The sequence below is a fragment of the Variovorax sp. GW821-FHT09D04 genome (genome assembly GCF_059416405.1).
Map to the genome: position 1 here is coordinate 224258 of NZ_JBWKPA010000002.1, position 21478 is coordinate 245735.

At 69.1% G+C, this 21478-nt stretch carries 21 protein-coding genes; 10 read left to right on the plus strand and 11 right to left on the minus strand.

Annotated elements, in window-relative coordinates; translation table 11 throughout:
• Positions 1 to 2: 2 nt before the first annotated feature.
• The 4 genes from AC07O4_RS07280 to AC07O4_RS07295 all read right to left on the minus strand — a co-directional run bounded on the left by AC07O4_RS07280 (position 3) and on the right by AC07O4_RS07295 (position 4777).
• Positions 3 to 560, minus strand: coding sequence for a hypothetical protein (locus tag AC07O4_RS07280; RefSeq protein ID WP_495304139.1), 558 nt, complete (start codon positions 558 to 560; stop codon positions 3 to 5).
• Positions 557 to 2593, minus strand: coding sequence for a molecular chaperone HtpG (gene htpG, locus AC07O4_RS07285; RefSeq protein ID WP_495304140.1), 2037 nt, complete (start codon positions 2591 to 2593; stop codon positions 557 to 559). Before htpG ends, AC07O4_RS07280 begins: the two co-directional genes overlap by 4 nt.
• Positions 2594 to 2751: 158 nt before the next feature.
• Positions 2752 to 3801 carry an ABC transporter substrate-binding protein gene (locus AC07O4_RS07290; protein ID WP_253252561.1) on the minus strand — a complete coding sequence of 350 codons (1050 nt, stop codon included), beginning with the start codon at positions 3799 to 3801 and terminating at the stop codon, positions 2752 to 2754.
• A gap of 67 nt (positions 3802 to 3868) precedes the next feature.
• Positions 3869 to 4777: a LysR substrate-binding domain-containing protein gene (locus AC07O4_RS07295; protein ID WP_495304141.1), complete on the minus strand. Its 909-nt coding sequence runs from the start codon at positions 4775 to 4777 to the stop codon at positions 3869 to 3871.
• 101 nt (positions 4778 to 4878) lie between these two features.
• On the opposite strand from AC07O4_RS07295, the gene AC07O4_RS07300 reads away from it, so the two are divergent.
• Both AC07O4_RS07300 and aqpZ read left to right on the plus strand, forming a co-directional pair.
• Positions 4879 to 5889 carry a zinc-dependent alcohol dehydrogenase family protein gene (locus AC07O4_RS07300; protein WP_495304142.1) on the plus strand — a complete coding sequence of 337 codons (1011 nt, stop codon included), beginning with the start codon at positions 4879 to 4881 and terminating at the stop codon, positions 5887 to 5889.
• A gap of 199 nt (positions 5890 to 6088) precedes the next feature.
• The gene (gene aqpZ, locus AC07O4_RS07305) at positions 6089 to 6793 is read left to right on the plus strand and encodes an aquaporin Z (RefSeq protein WP_095747097.1); all 705 of its coding nucleotides are present in this window, start codon (positions 6089 to 6091) and stop codon (positions 6791 to 6793) included.
• Between the two features lie 25 nt (positions 6794 to 6818).
• On the opposite strand, the gene AC07O4_RS07310 is transcribed toward aqpZ, so the two are convergent.
• The 5 genes from AC07O4_RS07310 to AC07O4_RS07330 form a co-directional block, all read right to left on the minus strand.
• The gene (locus tag AC07O4_RS07310; protein WP_495304144.1) at positions 6819 to 7157 is read right to left on the minus strand and encodes a hypothetical protein; all 339 of its coding nucleotides are present in this window, start codon (positions 7155 to 7157) and stop codon (positions 6819 to 6821) included.
• Between the two features lie 140 nt (positions 7158 to 7297).
• Complete coding sequence (locus AC07O4_RS07315; protein ID WP_495304145.1) at positions 7298 to 8668, minus strand: sensor histidine kinase; 1371 nt, start codon at positions 8666 to 8668, stop codon at positions 7298 to 7300.
• Entirely contained in the window at positions 8665 to 9321 is a 657-nt protein-coding gene (locus AC07O4_RS07320; protein ID WP_062480678.1) for a response regulator, read from the minus strand. Before AC07O4_RS07320 ends, AC07O4_RS07315 begins: the two co-directional genes overlap by 4 nt.
• Before the next feature lie 98 nt (positions 9322 to 9419).
• The gene (locus AC07O4_RS07325; RefSeq protein ID WP_495304147.1) at positions 9420 to 10529 is read right to left on the minus strand and encodes a winged helix DNA-binding domain-containing protein; all 1110 of its coding nucleotides are present in this window, start codon (positions 10527 to 10529) and stop codon (positions 9420 to 9422) included.
• A gap of 10 nt (positions 10530 to 10539) precedes the next feature.
• On the minus strand, positions 10540 to 11373 hold the full coding sequence (locus tag AC07O4_RS07330) for a pseudouridine synthase (RefSeq protein WP_062480682.1): 834 nt from the start codon (positions 11371 to 11373) through the stop codon (positions 10540 to 10542).
• 163 nt (positions 11374 to 11536) lie between these two features.
• Here AC07O4_RS07330 and AC07O4_RS07335 point away from each other — a divergent pair, with 163 nt between their 5' ends.
• The 6 genes from AC07O4_RS07335 (at position 11537) to AC07O4_RS07360 (ending at position 17604) form a co-directional block, all read left to right on the plus strand.
• Positions 11537 to 12613 carry a bifunctional nicotinamide-nucleotide adenylyltransferase/Nudix hydroxylase gene (locus AC07O4_RS07335; protein WP_495304148.1) on the plus strand — a complete coding sequence of 359 codons (1077 nt, stop codon included), beginning with the start codon at positions 11537 to 11539 and terminating at the stop codon, positions 12611 to 12613.
• A 65-nt stretch (positions 12614 to 12678) separates the two neighbouring features.
• Positions 12679 to 14124: a nicotinate phosphoribosyltransferase gene (locus AC07O4_RS07340; RefSeq protein ID WP_139700490.1), complete on the plus strand. Its 1446-nt coding sequence runs from the start codon at positions 12679 to 12681 to the stop codon at positions 14122 to 14124.
• Positions 14125 to 14208: 84 nt separating this feature from the next.
• On the plus strand, positions 14209 to 15351 hold the full coding sequence (locus tag AC07O4_RS07345) for an MGDG synthase family glycosyltransferase (RefSeq protein ID WP_495304149.1): 1143 nt from the start codon (positions 14209 to 14211) through the stop codon (positions 15349 to 15351).
• Positions 15348 to 15848: a hypothetical protein gene (locus AC07O4_RS07350; RefSeq protein WP_495304151.1), complete on the plus strand. Its 501-nt coding sequence runs from the start codon at positions 15348 to 15350 to the stop codon at positions 15846 to 15848. The genes AC07O4_RS07345 and AC07O4_RS07350 overlap by 4 nt, the downstream gene beginning before the upstream one ends.
• Positions 15845 to 16384, plus strand: coding sequence for a dual specificity protein phosphatase family protein (locus AC07O4_RS07355; protein WP_495304153.1), 540 nt, complete (start codon positions 15845 to 15847; stop codon positions 16382 to 16384). Before AC07O4_RS07350 ends, AC07O4_RS07355 begins: the two co-directional genes overlap by 4 nt.
• Before the next feature lie 89 nt (positions 16385 to 16473).
• Complete coding sequence (locus AC07O4_RS07360; protein ID WP_369630520.1) at positions 16474 to 17604, plus strand: zinc-binding dehydrogenase; 1131 nt, start codon at positions 16474 to 16476, stop codon at positions 17602 to 17604.
• 73 nt (positions 17605 to 17677) lie between these two features.
• Here the strand turns inward: AC07O4_RS07360 and AC07O4_RS07365 are convergent, their stop codons facing one another.
• Positions 17678 to 18313 carry a TetR/AcrR family transcriptional regulator gene (locus tag AC07O4_RS07365; RefSeq protein WP_495304155.1) on the minus strand — a complete coding sequence of 212 codons (636 nt, stop codon included), beginning with the start codon at positions 18311 to 18313 and terminating at the stop codon, positions 17678 to 17680.
• Between the two features lie 62 nt (positions 18314 to 18375).
• Entirely contained in the window at positions 18376 to 19611 is a 1236-nt protein-coding gene (locus tag AC07O4_RS07370; protein ID WP_495304157.1) for a CaiB/BaiF CoA transferase family protein, read from the minus strand.
• Positions 19612 to 19711: 100 nt separating this feature from the next.
• Here AC07O4_RS07370 and AC07O4_RS07375 point away from each other — a divergent pair, with 100 nt between their 5' ends.
• Both AC07O4_RS07375 and AC07O4_RS07380 read left to right on the plus strand, forming a co-directional pair.
• Positions 19712 to 20707 carry a Bug family tripartite tricarboxylate transporter substrate binding protein gene (locus AC07O4_RS07375; protein WP_369630523.1) on the plus strand — a complete coding sequence of 332 codons (996 nt, stop codon included), beginning with the start codon at positions 19712 to 19714 and terminating at the stop codon, positions 20705 to 20707.
• Positions 20704 to 21474, plus strand: coding sequence for an enoyl-CoA hydratase/isomerase family protein (locus AC07O4_RS07380; RefSeq protein WP_495304158.1), 771 nt, complete (start codon positions 20704 to 20706; stop codon positions 21472 to 21474). The genes AC07O4_RS07375 and AC07O4_RS07380 overlap by 4 nt, the downstream gene beginning before the upstream one ends.
• Positions 21475 to 21478: the final 4 nt, after the last annotated feature.

The window sequence follows — 21478 nt, forward strand, 5'->3', positions numbered from 1 at the left end:
CATCAGGGCGCGATGGGGTTGCCGGGCGTGCCTGCTTCGCCGGCCACGACCGCTGTTTTCGCAGCGGGGGGGCGGTAGGACACGCGGGCCGCCGGCACGGGTGCGGCGGCGATCGGTGGCGACGGCTGCGGCGACGGCGACGAAGCCATGGGCCGCGTGACGCCGGCCTTGGTGACGGTGACGGGCGTGCCGGCAGGCACCACCACGGCCGGCGTCGCCTGCCCGGGCGCTGGCGCCGTCTCGTACGGGTTGTGCAGCACCACGCTCTTGCCGACGCCCACGCCGGTGCCGATCGGCCCGACGCCGACCCCCACGCCGACGCTGGCCGAGCCGGTCACGGCGCCGTTGTCATGCAGCGCCACGCCCGCGCCGAGCGGGCCCCAGCCGGTGTTCAGGCCGACGGAGAAATTGCCGTCCTTCGTGGCACCGAGCCCGAGCGAGAGCCCGGGCACGATCGGAATGCCGATGTGATAGTGCGAACAGCCGCCCACCAGAAGCAACAGCAGCAGCGCCGAGGTGGCAGCCGCTGCGCGACGAACGATGCGCGGCCGGGCGTTCACACCAGCAGCGCGTTGACGCGCCTCACGTAGGCCGCGGGGTCGGCCGGCAGGCCACCTTCGGCCAGCAGCGCCTGGTCGAACAGGATGTTCGCGAGGTCGTCGAAATGCGCGGAGCCTTCGAGCTTCTTCACCAGCGGGTGCTCGGCGTTGACTTCGAGCACGGGCTTGAGGTCGGGCGCGGGCTGGCCGGCCTGCTTGAGCATGCGCGCGAGCTGCGTGCTCATGCCGCCGTCTTCCACCACGAGGCAGGCGGGCGAGTCGACCAGGCGCGTGGTCACGCGCACGTCTTCGGCCTTGTCCTTGAGCGCTTCCTTCAGCTTCTCGAGCAGCGGCTTGAACGACTCGGCGGCTTCCTCGGCGGCCTTCTTCTCGGCCTCGTCCTGCAGCTTGCCCAGGTCGACCGCGCCCTTGGCCACGCTCTGCAGCGGCGTGCCGTCGAACTCGTTCAGGTAGTTCAGCGCCCACTCGTCGACACGGTCGGTCATGAGCAGCACCTCGATGCCCTTCTTCTTGAAGACTTCGAGCTGCGGGCTGTTCTTGGCGGCGGCGAGGTTGTCGGCCGTGATGTAGTAGATCGCGTCCTGGCCTTCCTTCATGCGCGCCTTGTAGTCGGCGAAGCTCACGCTCGCGACGTCGCTCGTGGTGGAGGCAAAGCGCAGCAGCTTGGCGATGCGGTCGCGGTTGCCCATGTCCTCGCCCAGGCCTTCCTTCAGCACCGCGCCGAACTCGGCGTAGAACTTGGCGAACTTGCCCGATTCGTCGGCGTACTCGGCGGCGGCTTCGGCGGCGGGGGTGGTGTTCTTGTCGACCACGTCGGTCACGCCTTCGGTCGGCTCGGGGGCGGGCACCGATTCGCCCGAGCCCACGTCGACCTTGCCTTCACCGCTCTCGGGCGCGGTCTTCTGCTTCTTGGCCAGGTCTTCGAGCATCGACAGCACGCGCTTGGTGCTGCCTTCGCGGATGGCCTTCACGTCGCGGCTTTCCTGCAGCAGCTCGCGGCTCACGTTCAGCGGCAGGTCGGCCGAGTCGATCACGCCCTTCACGAAGCGCAGGTAGTTGGGCAGCAGCGCCTCGGCGTCGTCCATGATGAAGACGCGCTTGACGTACAGCTTGACGCCCGCGCTCTTGTCGCGGTTCCACAGGTCGAACGGGGCCTTGGACGGGATGTACAGCAGCTGCGTGTACTCGGTGCTGCCTTCGACGCGGTTGTGGCTCCAGGCCAGCGGCGCCTCGAAGTCGTGGCTGATGCTCTTGTAGAACTCTTCGTACTGCTCGGCGGTGATGTCCTTCTTGGGACGGCTCCACAGGGCGTTGGCCTTGTTCACCGTTTCCCACTCGCCGGTCTTCACCATGTCGCCGGGCTGGTCGTTCTCGCCGTCTTTCCACTCTTCCTTTTCCATCAGGATGGGCAGGGAGATGTGGTCGGAGTACTTGCCGACGATCTGCTTGAGCTTCCAGGCGTTGAGGTATTCGTCGGCGTCGTCGCGCAGGTGCAGCGTGATGCTGGTGCCGCGCGCGGCGCGCGTGATGTCGGCCACCTCGAAGTCGCCGGCGCCGCCGCTCACCCAGCGCACGCCCTGGTCGGCGGGCAGGCCCGCGCGGCGCGACTCGACCGTGATCTTGTCGGCCACGATGAAGCCCGAGTAGAAGCCCACGCCGAACTGGCCGATGAGCTGGGCGTCAGCCTTCTGGTCGCCGCTGAGGCGGCTCATGAAGTCTTTGGTACCACTCTTGGCGATGGTGCCCAGGTTGTCGATGGCTTCCTGGCGCGACAGGCCGATGCCCTTGTCGGTGATGGTGAGGGTGCGCGCGGCCTTGTCGAACGACAGGCGCACGTCCAGGTCGGGCTGGTCTTCGTACAGCGCGGGGTGGTCGAGCGCCTCGAAGCGCAGCTTGTCGCACGCGTCGGACGCGTTCGAGATCAGCTCGCGCAGGAAGATTTCCTTGTTGGAGTACAGCGCATGCGTGACGAGGTGCAGCAGTTGCGCGACTTCAGCCTGGAACGGGAGTTTGGTATTGGGGGAATCAGCCATGGGAAAGAAAGGGATCGAAGCCAAAAAATTCTAAGGCGAGCCGCCCGCGGCGGGCGGCGGCCTTGCCAACTTTATGAACTGGGGTTGTCGCGCCAAAAAACAACGAGCGCAAGGCCGCGCGAACTTTGTCACACGGCTGTCGGCTACGCGCCGCGCTTTCAGCGCGGTTGCGATTCCACCTCGCGCGTCCAGCGGTCGATGAGCCGCTTGCGCTCGGCCGCCTTGCCGTACTTCTCGAAGTCGTACTTGATGAGCTTCACGCTCTCCATCGAGGGAATGCGCGGATCGGGCTTGAAGGTCTTGTTGGCCGGCGACTGCAGGCTGCCGGCCTTGGCGCCGATGGACTGGCCCGCGGGGCTCATGAGCCAGTCGTAGTAGCGCTTGGCGTTCTCCTTGTTGCGCGCGCCCTTCACGAGCGCGATGCCGCCGATCTCGAAGCCCGTGCCTTCGCAGGGCGCGGCGGTCTTCACCGGAAATTTGTCGTGCCGCCAGCGCTCGAAGCCGAAGATGAAGCTCACGCCGATCGCCACCTCGCCCTTGGCCACGTTGGGCGCCTGGGCCTGGCCGCTGCGCGTGTAGCTGGTGACGTTCTTGTGCAGCTTCTTCAGGTAGTCGAACGCGGGCTCCTCGCCCATCTGCTGCACCAGGCCCGCGATGACGGTGTAGGCCGTGCCGCTGGTGGCGGGGTGCGAAATTTCGATCTCGCCCTTGTACTCAGGCTTGATGAGGTCGGCCCAGCACTTCGGCTCGGCGAGCTTCTTTTTCTTCAGCAGCTCGGTGTTGAAGCCGAAGCCCATCGCGCTCGTGTAGAAGCCGCCCACCATGTTCTGCGACATGGCGTACTGGCGCACCGACCAGTCGTGCAGGTCGTTGATGTAGGCCGGGCGGTAGGGCTCGAGCAGGCCCTGCTCGGCGGCCTGCAGGAACGGGTCGCCGGTGCCGCCCCACCAGAGGTCGGTCTTGGGGTTGGCGGCTTCGGCGCGCAGCTGCGCACCGATCTCGCCGGTGCCCTTGTGGGCCTGCTGCACCTTGATGCCGGTCTCGCGCGTGAAGGCCGTGGCGGCCGCCTCGCACCAGCCCGCGTCGGTGCTGCACAGCGCGTTGACGGTGCCCTGCGCGGCGGCCTGCGACGCCCCGAGCAGGAGCGCCGTGCCCAGGCAGGCGGTGGCAAGGGCACGCACGGTGTGCCGGGGGGCGAATGAAGGCATGGGCGGGTCTCCTCGTTGTTCGACGTTGTATGAAGGCGCAGGATAGCGCCGGCGTGGGTGCTTGAGGTCAGCGCGCCGCCAGCAGCGGCGGCAGATGCGCCACCAGCCAGTCGATCACCACGCGCGTCTTCAGCGGCAGGTAGCGGCTCGGCGTGCGGATCACGTGCAGCGGAAAACCGAAAGGCTCGGGCTCCTCGAACACGCGCACCAGCGTGCCGGCCGCGAGCGCGTCGGCCGCCAGCCAGGCCGGCAGCCGCGCCAGGCCCATGCCGCCGATGGCGGCCTCCAGCAGCACCTCGGCGCTGTCGCAGCGCAGCCGCGACGGCAGCGCGGCCTCCACCTCCGCGTCGCCCTCGCGAAAGCGCCAGGGCGAGACCTGCCCGTCGCGGGCGTAGTACACGGCCTCGTGCGGCGCGACCAGTGCCGCAAGGTCGCGCGGATGGCCGCGCTCGGCCAGGTACGCGGGCGCGGCGCACAGCAGCATCCACTGCACGCCGACCGGCCGCGCCACGAGCCCCGCGCTGTCGTCGAGCTCGCCGCTGCGGATGGCCAGGTCGAGCCCCTCTTCCACGAGGTCGACGCGCCGGTCGTTGAAGGCCAGCTCCAGCGACAGCTGCGGATGCTGGCGCGCCAATGCCAGCAGCAGCGGCCCGACCTTGAGCCGCCCCAGCATCGCCGGCATGCTCAGGCGCACGAGGCCGGCGGCCGTGTGGCGCGCGGCATCGGTGAGCGCCTCGGCCGCCTCCAGCTCGGCCAGCGCGCGGCGGCAGCGCTCGTAGTAGCCGTGCCCTTCCTCGGTGAGGCTCTGGCTGCGCGTGGTGCGCAGGAACAGGCGCGTGTCCAGCCGCGCCTCGAGCCGCGCGATGCTCTTGGCAACCGCCGAACGGGTGACGTGCAGGCGCTGCGCGGCGAGCGCGAAGCTGCCCGCCTCCACCGCCGCGACGAACTCCTCGATGCCTTGCAGGCGTTGGCTCATTGGATACTTTCAAGCACCATTCTTCGGAAAATTATCCACCACCGGATCGTTTTCATCGTCAATAGCATCGAGGCCGATCTTTTCCGATGGAGCCTTTTCCGATGCAAGAACCCGATGTGCTGCGCCGCTGGCAGCTTCCCCGACTGGGCCGCGCCCACCTGGAACACACCGAGGCGCCGATGTCCTCGCCAGGCCCGGGCCAGATCCTCGTGCGCGTGGGCGCGGTGGCGCTCAACTACCGCGACCTGCTCATGGTGCGCGACGGCATGGGCATGGCGCTCGACCTGCCCTTCACGCCCGGCTCGGACATGGCGGGCACGGTGGTGGCCGTGAGCCCCGGCGTGCGCCGCTTTGCCGTGGGCGACCGCGTGATCAACACCTTCTGGGGCGGCTGGACCGACAGCCACTGGCACGCCGACACCACGCTGCTCGGCGGCCCCGGGCCGGGCATGCTGGCCTCGCACGTGTGCATCGACGCGAACTGGGCCGTGGCCGCGCCGGCCACGTTGAGCCTCGAGGAAGCGAGCACGCTGCCCTGCGCCGGCCTCACGGCGTGGTTCGCGCTGGTGGAAACCGGCGCCCTGCGCGCGGGCGAGACCGTGCTGGTCCACGGCACCGGCGGCGTCGCGCTGTTCGGCCTGCAGCTTGCGCGGCTGCACGGCGCGCAGGCCATCGTGGTGACGGGCAGCGCCGACAAGCAGGCCGCGGCACGCGCGCTCGGCGCCACGCACGTGCTCGCGCGCGACAGCGACTGGCCCGCCGAAGTGCGCCGGCTCACGCACGGGCGCGGCGCCGATCACGTGCTCGAACTCTCCAGCGGCCCCGACCTCGACCGCTCGCTGCAGGCCGTGAAGCAGGGCGGGCGCGTGTCGATCATCGGCATGCTCGGCGGCGACACGCTGAGCGCGTCGTTCTACGCGATGGTGCTCGGCCGCGTGACGGTGCAGGGCATCGGCGTCGGCCATCGCCGTGCGCTCGAAGAGCTGGTGCGCGCGGTCGATGCGAATGCGCTCAAGCCGGTGATCGCGGCGCGCTACGGCTTCGACGCGCTGCCTGCCGCACTCGACCATCTGGAGCGCGGCGCGTTCGGCAAAGTGGTCGTGACGATGTGATGTCGATGCCGTGTCGATGTGCGGTGGCGCGCCCTTGCCCCACTCATTTGCAAATGACGCACTGCACAAATCCACAGCAATCGTGAACAGTTGCCGCTAAGCGCGCCCGTTTGCTCGACGCCTCCATTTCCCGTTCCTAGAATGCGGCCCGCGTTCGGCTCCCGCCGTGCGTGCTTTCTCAACTTCAGGATGGAGCGTTATGGAACACAGTACCTACAAAAAGTGGTCTGCAGAATTCATTGGTACTTTCTGGCTCACGCTCGGAGGCTGCGGAAGCGCAGTTCTGGCGGCGGCCTTTCCGGGCGTCGGCATCGGCCTGCTCGGCGTCTCGCTGGCCTTCGGCCTGACGGTGGTCACGGGCGCCTATGCGCTCGGTCCGATCTCGGGCGGCCACTTCAATCCGGCCGTGTCGATCGGCCTGGCCGCCGCGGGCCGCTTCAAGGCCGGGCAGCTGCCGGGCTACATCGTGTCGCAGGTGCTGGGCGCCATCGCAGCGGCCGGCGTGCTGTACCTGATCGCCACCGGCAAGCCGGGCGCGGACATCGGCGGCTTTGCCACCAACGGCTACGGCGAGCACTCGCCCGGCAAGTACGGCATGACGGCCGCACTCATCAGCGAAGTGGTGATGACCGCCGTGTTCCTGATCGTGATCCTGGGTGCCACCGCCAAGCGCGCGGCGGCCGGCTTCGCGGGCATGGCCATCGGCCTGTGCCTGACGCTGATCCACCTGGTGTCGATCCCCGTGACCAACACCTCGGTGAACCCGGCGCGCAGCACCGGCCCGGCCCTGTTCGGCCCGTCGTACGCGGTGTCGGAGCTGTGGCTGTTCTGGGTCGCCCCGATCGTGGGCGCGATCATCGGCGCGGTGATCTACCGCGCACTGCTCAGCAGCAACGACGACTGAGCTTCCTGCAGCGGAAGCTAGAGGCTCAGCTTCCGCTGCCCGACTTCACCATCGGCAGTGAAGTCGATTGCCCGATGGGCTCGGTGCCGGTCGGATGCGACGCCGCATAGGCACCGGCCTGGATGTCGGACACCGGGGTCATCCCATTGATCGCCGGCGCCGACGTCGACTGCCCGATGGGCTCCGTGCCGCTCGGACGTGCCGCCGCCATCGCGCCGGCCTGCACTTCCGGGTTCTCCGGCGAATTCATCTGCAGCGGGTGGAAGTCCGAACCGTCGGTGGTTTCGGCGGAGGCGTTGACCGTGCCCAGCGCCGCGAACGCGGCGAAGGAAGCAACGGCGAGAAGCTTGAACGAAGTGCGCATGGTGTGTTCTCCTGAGGGCAGGTTGTCTCCGGTCCGGTGCCGTCGCGCGGACCGCGCGCAGCAGGACCTGCAGCCACTCTAGGCAGCCAGACTGAGGCCAGCGTGAGCGAAGAATGAGCCGGGAGTGAGCACCGCAACGGCTACGGCGGCTGCATCGGCAGCAGCACCCGCGCCCTCAGCCCCGGCCCGTCGTCCCTGTTGCGCAACTCGATGCGCAGGCCATGCCGCTCGGCCGCCGTGCGCGCAATCGCCAGGCCCAGCCCGCTGCCGCCCGCCGCCGCGCCGGGCACGCGGAAGAAGCGGTCGAACACGCGCTCCAGTTCGGCCGGCGGAATGCCCGGCCCGTTGTCGAGCACGTCGACCACCGCCTGCCCGTCGACCCGATGCAACCGCACATCGACCACGCCGCCTTCGGGCGCGTAGCGCAGTGCGTTGTCGATGAGGTTGTCGAACACGCTGCGCAGTTCGGACGCGGGTGCGGTCACCACCGCAGCGGTCAGACCTTCGAAGCCCACGTCGATGCGCCGCGCATCGGCCAACACCATGCGCTGGCCCAGGCTCTCGCGCAGCAGCGCCTCGATGTCGACCCGCTCGCCCGGCGCATCCGACGGCGGCGCGTCCTGCCGCGACAGCTGCAGCAGCTGCTCGATGAGATGCTGCGCGCGCGTCACGCCGGCCTCGAGCTGGTTGAAGCGTTCGGTGGCTTCGCCGGCCGGCACGTGCGCGCGCAGGTTCTCGATCTGCAGGCCGATGGCGGCCATCGGCGTGCGCAGCTCGTGCGCCGCGTCCTGCACGAAGCGGCGCTGCGTGGCGAAGGCGCTGCGCACGCGCGACAGCAGGTGGTTGAAGGCGCCCACCAGCGGCGTGATCTCGTCGGGCACGCGCGCCAGTGACAGCTCGGTGGGGCGGCGCTCGTCCTGCGAGGCCACGTCGCGCGCCACGCCGCGCAGCGAGCGCGAGGCGGCCGACACGATGAGCCACAGCACCAGCAGCGCCGCCGGCAGCAGCAGCGCGATCGGCAGGCCCTCGAGCAGGGCGCGGCGCAGCGCGCGGCGATGGCGGTAGTCCTCGTTCTGCAGCACCTGCACGCGCGGCGCGTCGGCATGCGGCGCGGGCTCGGCCGTGAACACGCGCCAGCGCGAATGCGCGGGCCCTTCGGCGTGCACGTCACTGAAGCCGTTGCCGGGCTGCAGCGGCACCGACAGCGCGAGCCACGAACTCGCGCGCAAGGTGGCGCCGTCGGCGCTCCAGATCTGCACCACGAAGGCGCCGCGCGAGAAGGCCGCCTCGCCGTCCATCGCGCGCGGGGTCTTGGGCGGGTCGTTGCCCGCGTAGGACTCGGCCACCAGCCGCATCTGGTCGTCCAGCGCGTTGTGCACGAGGTTGCCGTAGGCCAGGAAAGAGAACCACGCCGTGAGCACCGCCGCCACCACATGCAGCGTGACCAGCCACAGCAGCAGCTGGGTGCGCAGCGAACGCGGGCGCCACCAGCGGCGGGCGGCATCGGTCATGCCGCCACTCGCCAGCCCAGCCCGCGCACGTTGCGGATCGCGTCGGCGCCGAGCTTGCGGCGCATGCCGTGGATCAGCACGTCGATGGCGTTGCTGGTCACTTCGTCGCCCCAGCCGTAGATGCGGTTTTCGAGCTGCTCGCGCGAGAGGATGGCGCCGGGCCGCTCCAGCAGTGCGTGCAGCAGCGCGAACTCGCGCGCGGTGAGCGCCTCGCGCACGCCGTTCACGGCCACTTCGCGCGTCGTGAGGTCCAGCTGCAGCGCGGCGGTGCCGATCAGCGAATGCGCGGCGCCGTCGCGGCGGCGCACCACGGCGCGCATGCGCGCGAGCAGCTCGCGGAACTCGAAGGGCTTGAGCAGGTAGTCATCGGCGCCCAGGTCCAGGCTGTGGATGCGGTCGTCCAGGCCATCGCGCGCGGTGAGCACCAGCACGGGCGTGGCGTCGCCGCGTTCGCGCGCGCGGCGCAGCACCTCGGTGCCGTCCTGGCGGGGCAGGCCCAGGTCGAGCAGCACGCAGGTGTAGCCGCCGTCGCCGAGCGCGCTGTGCGCCAGCTCGCCGTCGCGCACCCAGTCGGCCGACCAGCCCGCGCCCTCGAGCGCCTGCTTCAGGCTGCGCCCGATCATTTCGTCGTCTTCCACCAGCAGCACGCGCATCGCGGCGACTCCTTTGCGCGCAAGGTAGCACGCGACCGGGATGATCGTCAGGGGCCCTGCGCCTCGGCGCAGCGTAGGCGCGAAGACTTAGGCGGGGCTTAGGGCCGCAGGACGCGGACGGCGTGCCGCTCGTCCTCAGCGTCCGCGGCGAAGGCCAGCAGGCGCAGCGCCTCTTCTTCCACGCCGCGCCGGTCGGCCGCCGACCAGCGCGTGAAGGGCTCCAGCACCACGGTGGCCGTGCGCGTCGCGCGCTCGATCTTCCAGGTGCCCGCCACGAAGCCGTCGAGCAGCACCGTGCCGCGCACGATGCCGTTGATGGTGAAGACGCGCGCGCGGTGCGCCTCGTCGAGCACGCGGCGGCGGTCGGCGTGCGAGAGCAGCAGGTTGTCCCATTCGGCGACCAGGCGCGGCGGCGCGGGCGTGTCGGGGTCGGGGCGCGGCGCGCGCGGCAGGTCGAAAAGCTCCTGCCCCTCGTCGCCGGTGAACACGCGCAGCTGCGGCCTCAATCGATCGGCCACGGCCTTCCAGCCCGTGAGGCCCGACCACGCGCCGGCATCGGCCAGCGTCGCGGGGCCGAAGGCGGCGAGGTAGCGCAGCAGCAGGTCGTCCTGCGTGGCGGTGGCGATCCCGGCGGTGGCATCGCCCAACCAGTCACCGAGCGGCTGCAGCAGCGCGTTCCGGTGCGAGTTCCAGCTGCCCGCGGGCGGCAGGTGGACCAGCGGCACGCTGTTGCGGATGAGCGCGGCGAGCGAGGCCGGCGCGTGGTCTGTCCAGCGCGCCGCGAGCGCCTGGCCGAGGGCGGTGCCGGTGAGCGGCCCGTCGTCGAGCAACGCACGGCCCGCCTTCACCACGGCCGCGCGGTCGACGCCTTCGAGGGCCCGCGCATGCAGGCCCGACAGGCCGCGCTGGTGCACGGGCTCGAGCAGCGGCCGCCAGGCCCACGCGTCGGCGGCGGTCATCAGGTGCAGGGTGGCGCGCAGCGTCGACATGCGCACGATGCGGCGGTTCTTCAGCGCGTCGGTCAGCTGCGCGCGGTGAAAGCCTTCGAGCCGGCTCCACAGGCCGATGTAGGGCGGGTTGGGCGCCTGCGCCTGCAGCCCGGCCAGCTTGTCGATGGCCTGCGCGACGCTCGCCTTGCGCCGCGCCAGCAGCATCTGCCGCGCCAGCGTGGCTCGGTTCAGCGCGCGCCGGCTCAGCACCGCGGCCATGGGCAGATCGTCAGAATTTTTCGTGCGGCGCCAGGTAGCGCCACTGGCCCACCGGCAGGTTGCCGAGCATCACCTTGCCGATGCGCACGCGCTTCAGGCCCACCACCTTGAGGCCGACCAGTTCGCACATGCGGCGGATCTGGCGCTTCTTGCCTTCGGTGAGCACGAAGCGCAGCTGCTCGGGGTTCTGCCACTCCACACGCGCCGGCTTGAGCGCCTGGCCGTCCAGGCTCAGGCCGTGCCGCAGCCGGGCCAGCATGGCGGGCGGAAACACCGCCTGCACGTTGGTGGTGACCGGGTCGTCGTCGTCCAGGCGCACCAGCTGGCCGGTGGGCGCGGGCTGGTCCAGGCCGTGGTAGGCCACGCGCACGAGGTATTCCTTGTCCATCGTCGAGTCTTCGCCGATGAGCTGGCGCGCGATGCGGCCGTCCTGCGTCATCACGAGCAGGCCGGTGGAGTCGATGTCCAGCCGCCCGCACGGCGCCAGGCCGCGCAGCTGCTGCGGGCCGAAGAAGAAGCGCGCGTTGTCTTCCGACCAGCGGTTCTGCGGCGTGAACAGCGTGACCGCCGGCTCGTGGCCGTCTTCGGCCTGCCCGCTCACGTAGCCGATGGGTTTGTTGATGAGGATCGTGACCTGGTTCGCCTGCTGCCCCTTGGCGGCCTTGTCGACCTCGATGCGGTCGTTGGGCGTGACCTTCACGCCCATCTCGGCGGGCTTGCCGTTGACGCGCACCCAGCCCTGCGCGATCCAGTCGTCGGCCTCGCGGCGCGAGCACAGGCCGAGTTCGGCCATGCGTTTGTTGAGGCGCACGGGCGCGTGGGGGGAGGTGGAGGGCTCGGTCATGGGGGGGCAAATCCTAGCAAATGCGCCCTGCGAGTATCTGGCCGTTTGCCATCGGCCGCCTGCCCCGTGGGGCCAGGAACACTTGATCGATGCGTCGCACCGGTGCTATCCTGAATCCAGGCGCAAGTTGATTGCGCCCTTTTTGGGGGATTCCCAAGTGAGCATGCCAAACACACGCAAGTTTCAGTACGCCATCGTCATCGGGCGTTTCCAGCCCGTTCATTTCGGTCACCAGCGACTCATCGAAGAAGGCCTTCGCGCCGCCGATCGGGTCATCGTGGTGGTCGGCTCCGACCGCAAGCCCCGCAGCGTCAAGGACCCCTTCACCTTCGATGAACGCGAGCGCATGGTGCGCGCGTGCCTGCGCGGCAGCGAGCAGATGCGCGTGAGCGTCGTCGGCGTCGGCGACTCGCCCTACAACGACCAGATCTGGATCGCGTCGATCCAGTCTGCCGTCGAGCGGCTGATCCAGCAGGATGGCCATGTGCCCGCGGCGCAGGCCAAGGTCGCGCTGGTGGGGCACCTGAAGGACAGCTCCAGCTACTACCTCAAGCTCTTCCCGCACTGGGAGTTCGTGGGCCAGCACAGCGTGGAAAGCCTCAACGCCACCGACGTGCGCAACCTCTATTTCGACCCCGAGAACCGAGGCCAGCTCGCACGCGCCGACCTGCCCGACGGCACCGCCGCCTTCCTCGACAAGTTCACCGGCACCGCCGACTATGCCGAGCTCTGCAACGAGCGCGCCTTCCTCGTCGACTACCGCGACAAGTACCGCTACGCAGGCAGCGACTTTCCGCCGATCTACACCACGGTCGATGCCATCGTGGTCGAGGCCGGCCACATCCTCCTGGTGCAGCGCAAGTTCCACCCTGGCAAGGGCACATGGGCGCTGCCCGGCGGCTTCGTCGGCCAGCACGAGCGGCTGCAGGACGCGGCCATTCGCGAGCTGAAGGAAGAAACCCGCCTCAAGGTGCCCGTGCCCGTGCTCAACGGCAGCATGAAGGCCAGCCATGTGTTCGATGCGCCCGACCGCTCGCAGCGCGGCCGCACGATCACGCACGGCTTCTTCTTCGAGCTGGCCCACAACCAGTGGACGGGCCTGTCGGATGTGCGTGCCGACGACGACGCGGCCGCCGTGCGGTGGGTGCCGATTGCCGAGTTCCTCGGGATGCCGGACCGCATCTACGAAGACCACTACTTCATCGCAAACCATTTTTTGGGTGGCCTGGGCAAGAACTGAACGACCAGGCTTTGTCAGCAAGAACGGGCTCCGGTTGACGGGGCCCACGTGAAAGGAGCTTTCACATGAACCGCAACCTCACCTCCTCGCCCCTGGGCAACAACCTGTTGCTGCGCACCGACTCCTACAAGGTGTCGCACTGGATGCAGTACCCGCCCGGTACGCAGACCGTGCACAGCTACATCGAATCGCGCGGCGGGCTCTTCAGCCATTCGCTGTTCTTCGGCCTGCAGGCGTACCTGCGCGAGTACCTGCAGACGCCGGTGACGCGCAGCGACGTCGAGGAGGCCGCTGCGATGATGGCCGTGCACGGCGAACCCTTCAACCGCGAAGGGTGGCTGCGGCTGATCGAGAAGCACGACGGACTGATGCCCGTGCGCATCCGTGCGGTGCCCGAGGGCAGCGTGCTGCCGGTGCACAACGTGCTCGCGACCATCGAGAACACCGACCCCGAGTTCTTCTGGGTCACGAGCTTTCTCGAAACCGAATTGCTGCGCGCCATCTGGTATCCGACCACGGTGGCCACGCTCTCGGCCGCCGCGCGCACCACGCTGCTGCGCTACCTCGAAGCGACCTGCGACGACCCGCAAGGCCAGATCGCGTTCAGGCTGCACGACTTCGGCGCGCGCGGGGTGTCGAGCCTGGAGTCGGCGGCACTCGGCGGCATGGCCCACCTGGTCAACTTCATGGGCACCGACACGCTGGCGGCCTTGGTGGCGGCGCGTCGTTACTACGACTGCGACGTGGCGGGCTTCTCGATCCCCGCGGCCGAGCACAGCACCATCACGGGCTGGGGCCGCGACCACGAGTCCGACGCGTACAGCAACATGGTCGACCAGTTCGCCAAGCCCGGCACGACCTTCGCCGTGGTGAGCGACAGCTACGACATATTCAATGCCTGCGCGCGCATCTGGGGCGACGAGCTCAAGGCGAAGGTGGTGGCCTCGGGCGCGACGCTGGTGGTGCGGCCCGACTCGGGCGACCCGGCCGAAACCACGCTCAAGGTGGCGCAGATCCTGGCCGAGCGATTCGGCACCACGACGAATGCCAAGGGGTTCCGCGTGCTGAACAACGTGCGCATCATCCAGGGCGACGGCGTGAACCTCGACTCGCTGCGGCTGTGCCTCTCGAACTTCTTCCACAACGGCTTCTCGACCGAGAACATCTCCTTCGGCATGGGCGGCGGCCTGCTGCAGCAGGTCAACCGCGACACGATGCAATGGGCGATGAAGTGCTCGGCGATGCAGGTGAACGGCGAGTGGCGCGATGTCTACAAGTCGCCGGTGGGCGATGTGAACAAGGCCTCGAAGAAGGGGCGGCTCGCGCTGGTGCGCAACGCGCGCGGCGAAGTGCAGACCTTGCGCGAAGAAGCGCTGGCGAGCGGCCAGGTCGATCTGCTGCAAACGGTGTTCGAGAACGGACGCATCGTCGCGAACACCACCTTCGAGGCGATTCGCGAGCGGGCGGCCGCTGGCGTGAATCAGCTCGTCACGTCGCGGGCGCCGCTCTGAGGCGCTGATCCTTCCAGCACGGCGCGTGTGCACCGGCCGTGCCACATGGCATGTCCATAATCCGGCGACCAGCCCGCCGAATCCATGACCAAACTCCTGATCCTCAGTGTGAGCGCCGGCAACGGCCATGTGCGCGCCGCCCAGGCGCTTGAAGCCACCCTCGCCCAGTCGTTCGCGCCGCATACCGCGGTGCATGTCGACGCCATGGCCCATGTGCCGGCGGGCTTTCGCAAGGTGTACACCGACTGGTACCTGCAGCTGGTGAACCGCGCGCCCGAGCTGTGGTCGTACCTGCACCAGCGCACCGACGTCACGCCGCACCACGCGCCCTCGCAGCGGCTGCGCCGCGGCATCGAGCGCCTGAGCACCGGGGCGCTGGTGCGCGAGATCCGCCGCGCCAAGCCCGACGCCGTGATCTGCACCCACTTCCTGCCGGCCGAGCTGCTGATGCGCGAGCGCAACCGGGGCCGCATCGAGTGCCCCGTGTGGCTGCAGATCACCGACTACGACCTGCACAACATGTGGCTGGTGCCGGGCATGACGGGCTACCTCGCGGCGACGGAAGAAGTCGCCTTCCGGCTGCGCGCGCGCGGCATTCCGCCCGAGCGCGTGCATGTCACGGGCATTCCGGTGATGCCGGCCTTTTCGGAGCCCGATGCGCCGGAGCTCGCGCACGCGGCCTGCGCGAGTGCGCTGGGCCTGGACCCCGCACGGCCGGTGCTGCTGATGGCGTCGGGCGGTGCCGGTGTGGGCGATCTGCCCAGCATGGTCGAGCGCGTGCTCGCGCTCGGCGGCGACACGCCCTTCCAGGTCATCGCCGTGGCCGGCCGCAACGCCGAAGCCCATGCGCGGCTTGAGGCGCTCTCGCAGCGCCATCCGGGCCGCGTGGTGGCCGTCGGCTTCACGAACGAGATGCACAAGATGATGGCCGCGGCCGACCTGGTCGTGACCAAGCCCGGCGGCCTCACGGTGTCGGAGTGCCTGGCGCTGGGCAAGCCGATGCTGCTGATCTCGCCGATTCCGGGGCAGGAAGAGCACAACGCCGGCTTCCTCATGGAAGAAAGCGCCGCCTGGCTGGCCTACGACGCCATCGGCCTGGACTACAAGGTCGCGCGCCTCATGGCCGACCCCGCCAAGCTCGCGGCCATGGCCGCGCGCAGCCGCGCGCTGGGCAAGCCGCAGGCCGCGCGCGCGGTGCTGCAGCGCGTGCTCGGCCTCACCGAATGAGCACCGCCGTCGCAGAGCCGCGGCCCAGCATCGGCCGCACGCTGGTCTACCTCGCGTGGGTCGTGACGATGGCGTTCTTCTTCGCCAACGCCGAGATCCAGATCGAAGGCGGCGCCGGCTGGGCCACCTCGCTGCCCACCTGGCGCATCGAGAACAACATCTGGCTCGACCTGTTCTGGGGCGGGCGCGCGATGACGGGGTACCACGCCTGGGTGTTCACCTTCATGATGCTCGTGTTCTTCTCGCCGCTGGCCTTCCAGGGGCGCTGGACGCTGCGCGACTGGGGGCTGGCGCTCGCGGGGCTGATCGTTTTCTGGGTCTGCGAAGACTTCCTGTGGTTTCTCATCAACCCGGCCTTCGGCTTCGAGAACTTCAACCCCGTGAAGGCCTTCTGGCACAAGCACTGGCTGTGGGGCGCGCCGGTCGACTACTGGGGCGGGCTCGCGGTGGCGCTGCTGATCCTGGTGCGTCGCCACTGGCCGCGCCGCGCACGATGAAGCAAGACACCGCCGACCTGCGCCCCGGCCACTGGGCCGATCCGCTCGACGCCCTGCAGGTCGAGAACCTGCACCGCGTCACGCCCACGCTGTACCGCAGCGCGCAGCCGCGCCGCGCCAACGTGGCGGCGCTGCAGTCGCTGGGCATCCGCACCGTCGTGAGCCTGCGTTCCTTCAACGACGACCGGAAGGTGTTTGCGGGCAGCGGCATCCGGCTGGTGCGCGTGCCGATCAACACCTGGGCCATCGACGACGCCAAGGTGCTGCGCGCGCTGGTCGCCATGCGCGAGGCCGAAAAGCAGGGGCCGGTGCTCATCCACTGCATGCACGGCGCCGACCGCACGGGCGTGGTGGCGGCCGTCTACCGCATGGCCGTGCAGGACTGGGACAAGGACAGCGCGCGCCAGGAGATGCTGCGCGGCGGCTATGGGTACCACACGCTGTGGCGCAACATCCCGCGCTACATCGAGCGGCTCGATCCGCCGCGGATGCGCCACGCGCTGGCCCATGCCCCGGTGATCCCCATGGTGTCTTGAAGGCGCCAGCAGGCGCGCGCACCCGCTCCTATACTGGCCGCCCCGTGGCCGATGGCCATCTCCGAACGACCTTTCACAGGGGCTTTCCCATGGCACTCCAACTGCGCTCCCTCGTCCGTTCCAACGGCGAACTCGAACTCTCCCTGCACGACGACCCGATGCCCGAACCGCAGGCCCACGAGGTGGTGATCCGCGTCGAGGCCTCGCCGATGAACCCGTCGGACCTGGGCCTGCTCTTCGGCGCCGCCGACATGAGCACCGCCGTGGCCTCCGGCACCGCCGATCGCCCCGTCGTCACCGCCACCGTGCCCGAACGCGCGCGCGCCTCGATGGCGGCGCGGCTCGACCAGTCGATGCCGGTGGGCAACGAAGGAGCGGGCGTGGTCGTGAAGGCCGGTTCGTCGCCGGCCGCGCAGGCGCTGCTGGGCAAGACCGTGGCGGCCATCGGCGGCGCGATGTACTCGCAGTACCGCGCGGTGCCCGTGCAGATGTGCCTCGAGCTGCCGGCGGGCACCACGCCGGCCGAGGGCGCGTCGTGCTTCGTGAACCCGCTGACCTCGCTGGGCATGGTCGAGACCATGAAGCGCGAAGGCCACAAGGCGCTGGTGCACACCGCGGCCGCGTCCAACCTGGGCCAGATGCTCAACAAGATCTGCCAGAAGGACGGCATCGACCTCGTCAACATCGTGCGCAAGCCCGAGCAGGAAGCGCTGCTGCGCGGCATCGGCGCGAAGTACGTGTGCAACGCGAGCTCGCCGGACTTCCTCGAACAACTGACCGACGCGCTGGTCGCCACCGGCGCCACGCTGGCCTTCGACGCCACGGGCGGCGGCAAGCTGGCCGGCCAGATCCTCGGCTGCATGGAAGCGGCGCTGAACCGCACGGCCAAGGAATACAGCCGCTACGGCTCGACCACGCACAAGCAGGTCTACATCTACGGCGGCCTGGACCGCAGCCCGACCGAGTTCGTGCGCAACTTCGGCATGGCCTGGGGCATGGGCGGCTGGCTGCTGTTCCCGTTCCTGCAGAAGCTGGGCGATGAAGGCACGCAGCGGCTGCGTTCGCGCGTGATCGCGGAACTGAAGACGACGTTTGCCAGCCACTACACGCGGGAGGTTTCGCTGGTCGAGGCGCTGCAGCTGGATGCGATCGGGGTGTATGGGAAGCAGGCGACGGGAGAGAAATTCCTGCTGAATCCGAACAAGGGGCTGGCGGGCTGACACCTGCCTGGGCGCAAGGCCATCGGCCCGGCCCGCAACCCGGCGTTCGGCTCGATTCAGCCGGCGTGGCCCCTCACCTCGGCCGCGAATTGCGGCTGCGGGGCCCCTGCCATGCGTCGGGGTCTTGCGCGAAGCTTTGAACAATCATCGTCGACAGCTCTTTTTGCACCGCGCGCAAATCGACCGTCGATTCCTTCAGCAGCGCCTGCAGCATCACGCCACGCAGCGCCCCCAGCACGATGACGGCAGCCGTGGCGGGATCGACGCCCTTTCGCATTTCGCCTGCCGCGATGGCGGCCCGAAAGTGCAACGCCAGAAAGTCGATCACGCTCTGGTTGTAGCGCCCCAGGCTTTCGCCGGTTTCGGAATCGTCGGTAGTGGCCTCGGCCATCAGCACCAGCAAGGCGCGGGTGTTGGTCCATCCGCCATCGGCGCGCCCCAGGTACACGTCCACGAAGGAAAGCAACGATGCCATGCCCTCGTCGGCCGGTGGGCTGCGCTCGAGCTCGTGCATGAAGTTCTGGTTGATGTAGGCAGCCAGCGCACGCAGCAGCGCAGGCTTGCTTCCGAAATGATGCGCCGCCAGGCCCCGGCTGTAGCCGGCCGCCTCGCCCACTTCGGCCAGCGTCATCCCGACCCACCCCTTGCGCGACACGATCTCGCGGGCCGCTTCGAGCAGGCGTGCCTCAGCGGCTGCGCGGCGCTCCATTTGCGTTCGGCGAGGGAGCGTGGTGTTCGGCGATTTGGCGGCGGTCCTCATGGGCCCGAAGTCTAACGACGCGATGCGGCATCCTTCACCACGCCGGCGCTGAGCAGCCGGTCGATCCGGTCGCCGGCATAGCCCAGCTCCCCGAGGATCTCGTTCGAGTGCTGCCCGAGCAGCGGCGCACCGCTGCGGATCTGCGCCGGCGTGGCGCCGAACAGCGTGGCCGGCCGCGTGGTCTGCAGGGCGCCTTCCGAGGGATGGTCCATCGGCTGGAACATGCCGACCGCTTTCAGGTGCGGGTGCTCGGGCAGGTCGTCGATGCGCCAGATCTGCGTGGCGGGAATGTCGAGCTCTTCGCAGATCGCGACCCACTCGGCGGTGCTGCGCGTCGGTGTCAGGCTGTGGAGCTCGCGATAGAGCTCGCGAACGCTCGCGTTGAGCTTGTGCCGGTCCGACAGGTCGTAGGCACCCGCCAGGTCTTCCCGTCCCACGCGGCGGAACAGCGCGAGCCACTGCTGCGGGCTGTACGGCAGCATGGCGATGTAGCCGTCCGACGTCGGCGCCGGCTTGCGCCCGCCGCTCACCACGCGCCCGTAGCCGGCGGGTGCAGTCGGCGGATCGAAGGCGAGCCCGCCCATGTGCTCCACCATGGTGAACTCGACCATCGTCTCGAGCATGGGCACTTCGACGTACTGGCCGTTTCCGGTGCGCTCGCGATGGAACAGCGCCGCAAGCACCGCATTGACGACCACGATGCCGGTGGTCTTGTCGGCCATCAGCGTGGGCACGTAGTCGGCCGTTCCCGTGGACTGCCACATCAGCCCCGCGACACCGCTGGCGGCCTGAATGATGTCGTCGAACGCAGGCTTGGCATGGTCTGGGCCGTCCTGGCCGAAGCCGGTGGCCGCGCAGTAGACGATGTCGGGACGTACCGCACGCAGCGCGTCGTAGCCCAGGCCCAGGCGTTCAATGGCCGGAACGCGCATGTTGTGCACGAAGACATCGGCGTCCGCCGCGAGTTCGAGCAGGATCTTCCGGCCTTCGGCGCTCTTGAGGTCGACCGCCAGGGAGCGCTTGTTGCGATTGATGGCCAGGAAGATCGAACTCATGCCGGCGTGGCGCGACACACCGTTGGCGCGCATCAGATCGCCTTCGATCGGCTCGACCTTGATGACGTCGGCGCCATAGTCGCCCAGGATCTGCGTGGCAACGGGTCCGAGCACGACCGAGGTCAGGTCGAGCACGCGAACGCCCTTGAGCGGTCCGCTCGCCGCTGGTGTCGTGGGGGGCCGTTTTTCCATGAAGGTTCTCTGCTGATGTGGTGAAGGTCATCTTATCAACTTGCTTGTCGATCAACAAGTAACTTCATAGAATCCGGCCTCCACCACAGGAGACACGTTCATGAACCCTTTGTCGAAGATGCTGCGCGCCGCGGCGTTCACGGCCGCGCTGGCATCCGCCGCGGCACCGTTCGCGCAGGCCCAGCCACAACAGGCCGCCGCGACCTATCCGTCCAAGCCGATCCATTTCGTCGTGCCTTTTCCGCCCGGCTCCGGCACCGACGTCGGCGCACGCTTCTTCGCACGAAAGCTGAGCGAGCTGGCAGGACAGCCGGTGATTGTCGAGAACCGCGCGGGCGCCAACGGCTTCATCGCCGTGAAGGCCGTGACCTCCGCGCCTGCCGACGGCTACACCCTGCTGATGGGCAGCAATTCGACGCTGGCCACCAACGTGGCGCTGTTCAAGCAACTGCCGTACGACCCGGTGAAGGACCTGGCCCCGGTCTCGACCCTCATGCGCTCGCCCATCGTGCTCATCGTGCCGGCCAACTCGCCCTACAAGACACTCAAGGACCTGATCGATGCGGCGCGCGCCAAGCCCGGGCAGCGCACCTATGCATCGGGGTCGGCCGCCTACCAGCTCATGGGCGAACTGTTCGCCGACAAGGCCGGCATCCAGCTGCTCAACGTGCCCTACAAGGGCGCGCCCGATGCAGTCAACGCCACGCTCTCCGGGCAGACCGATCTGGGCTTTTCCGACATCACCGCCACCATGGAGTTGCTGCGCGGCGGCAAGATCCGCGCACTCGCCATTGCGGCCGACCAGCGCCTTGCCGGCCTGCCCGATGTGCCCACCGCGCAGGAACAGGGCATCGGCGGCTTCAGCGCCGACACGTGGACGGGCGTCGCCGTGGCGGCCAACACGCCCAAGCCGGTGGTCGACAAGCTGTCGGACATGTTCGTGAAGATCCTCGCCATGCCCGAGACGCGAGAGTTCTACGCCAGGCAGAACGTGATCACGATGAAAGGCGGCCAGGACGAGCTGCGCGACTTCCAGCGCGAACAGATCGCCGTCTGGAAGCGCATCGCGGCGGCCGCAAGGATCGAACTCCAATGACCGATTCGCCCTCCATTTCCCAAAGCCGCGACGCCCATGTCGTCACGCTGACCCTGCGGCGCGGCCCTCACAACTTCGTCGACGCCACCACGATGCGCGACCTGGCCGATCGCCTGGCCGCGCTCGACGACGATGCGGACTGCCGCGCCATCGTGCTCGCGGCCGAAGGCAAGTCGTTCTGTGCCGGCGCCGACTTCTCGGGCGTTCCCTCGGGCGGCCAGGCCGTCGACCCCGCCGACTTCTACACCCATGCCATGCGGCTCTTCGACGCTCGAAAGCCGTTGGTCGCGGCGGTGCAGGGCGCGGCGGTGGGCGCGGGCGTCGGGCTCGCGCTGGTGGCCGACTTTCGCGTGGCCTGCGCCGAGGCGCGGTTCAGCGTCAACTTCAACCGGCTCGGCTTTCACCCCGGCTTCGGTCTGAGCCACACATTGCCTCGCCTGATCGGCATGCAGCAGGCCTCGATGCTGTTCTACACGGGCCGCCGCATCGACGGCACCGAAGCGCTGGCCATCGGCCTGGTCGACGAGCTGGTGACGACGGACGAGGTGCTGGCCCGCGCCCAGGCGCTCGCCCAGGAGATCGCCGGGTCGGCGCCGCTCGCGGTACAGAGCACGCGCGCCACCTTGCGCGCCGGCTGCGCGCACGACGTGCGCGCAATCAACCAACGGGAGCTGGCCGAGCAACAGGTGCAATTCCTGAGCGAAGACTTCCGTGAAGGCGTCAAGGCCATGGCCGAGCGCCGCACACCGCGCTTCACAGGTCGCTGAGCGA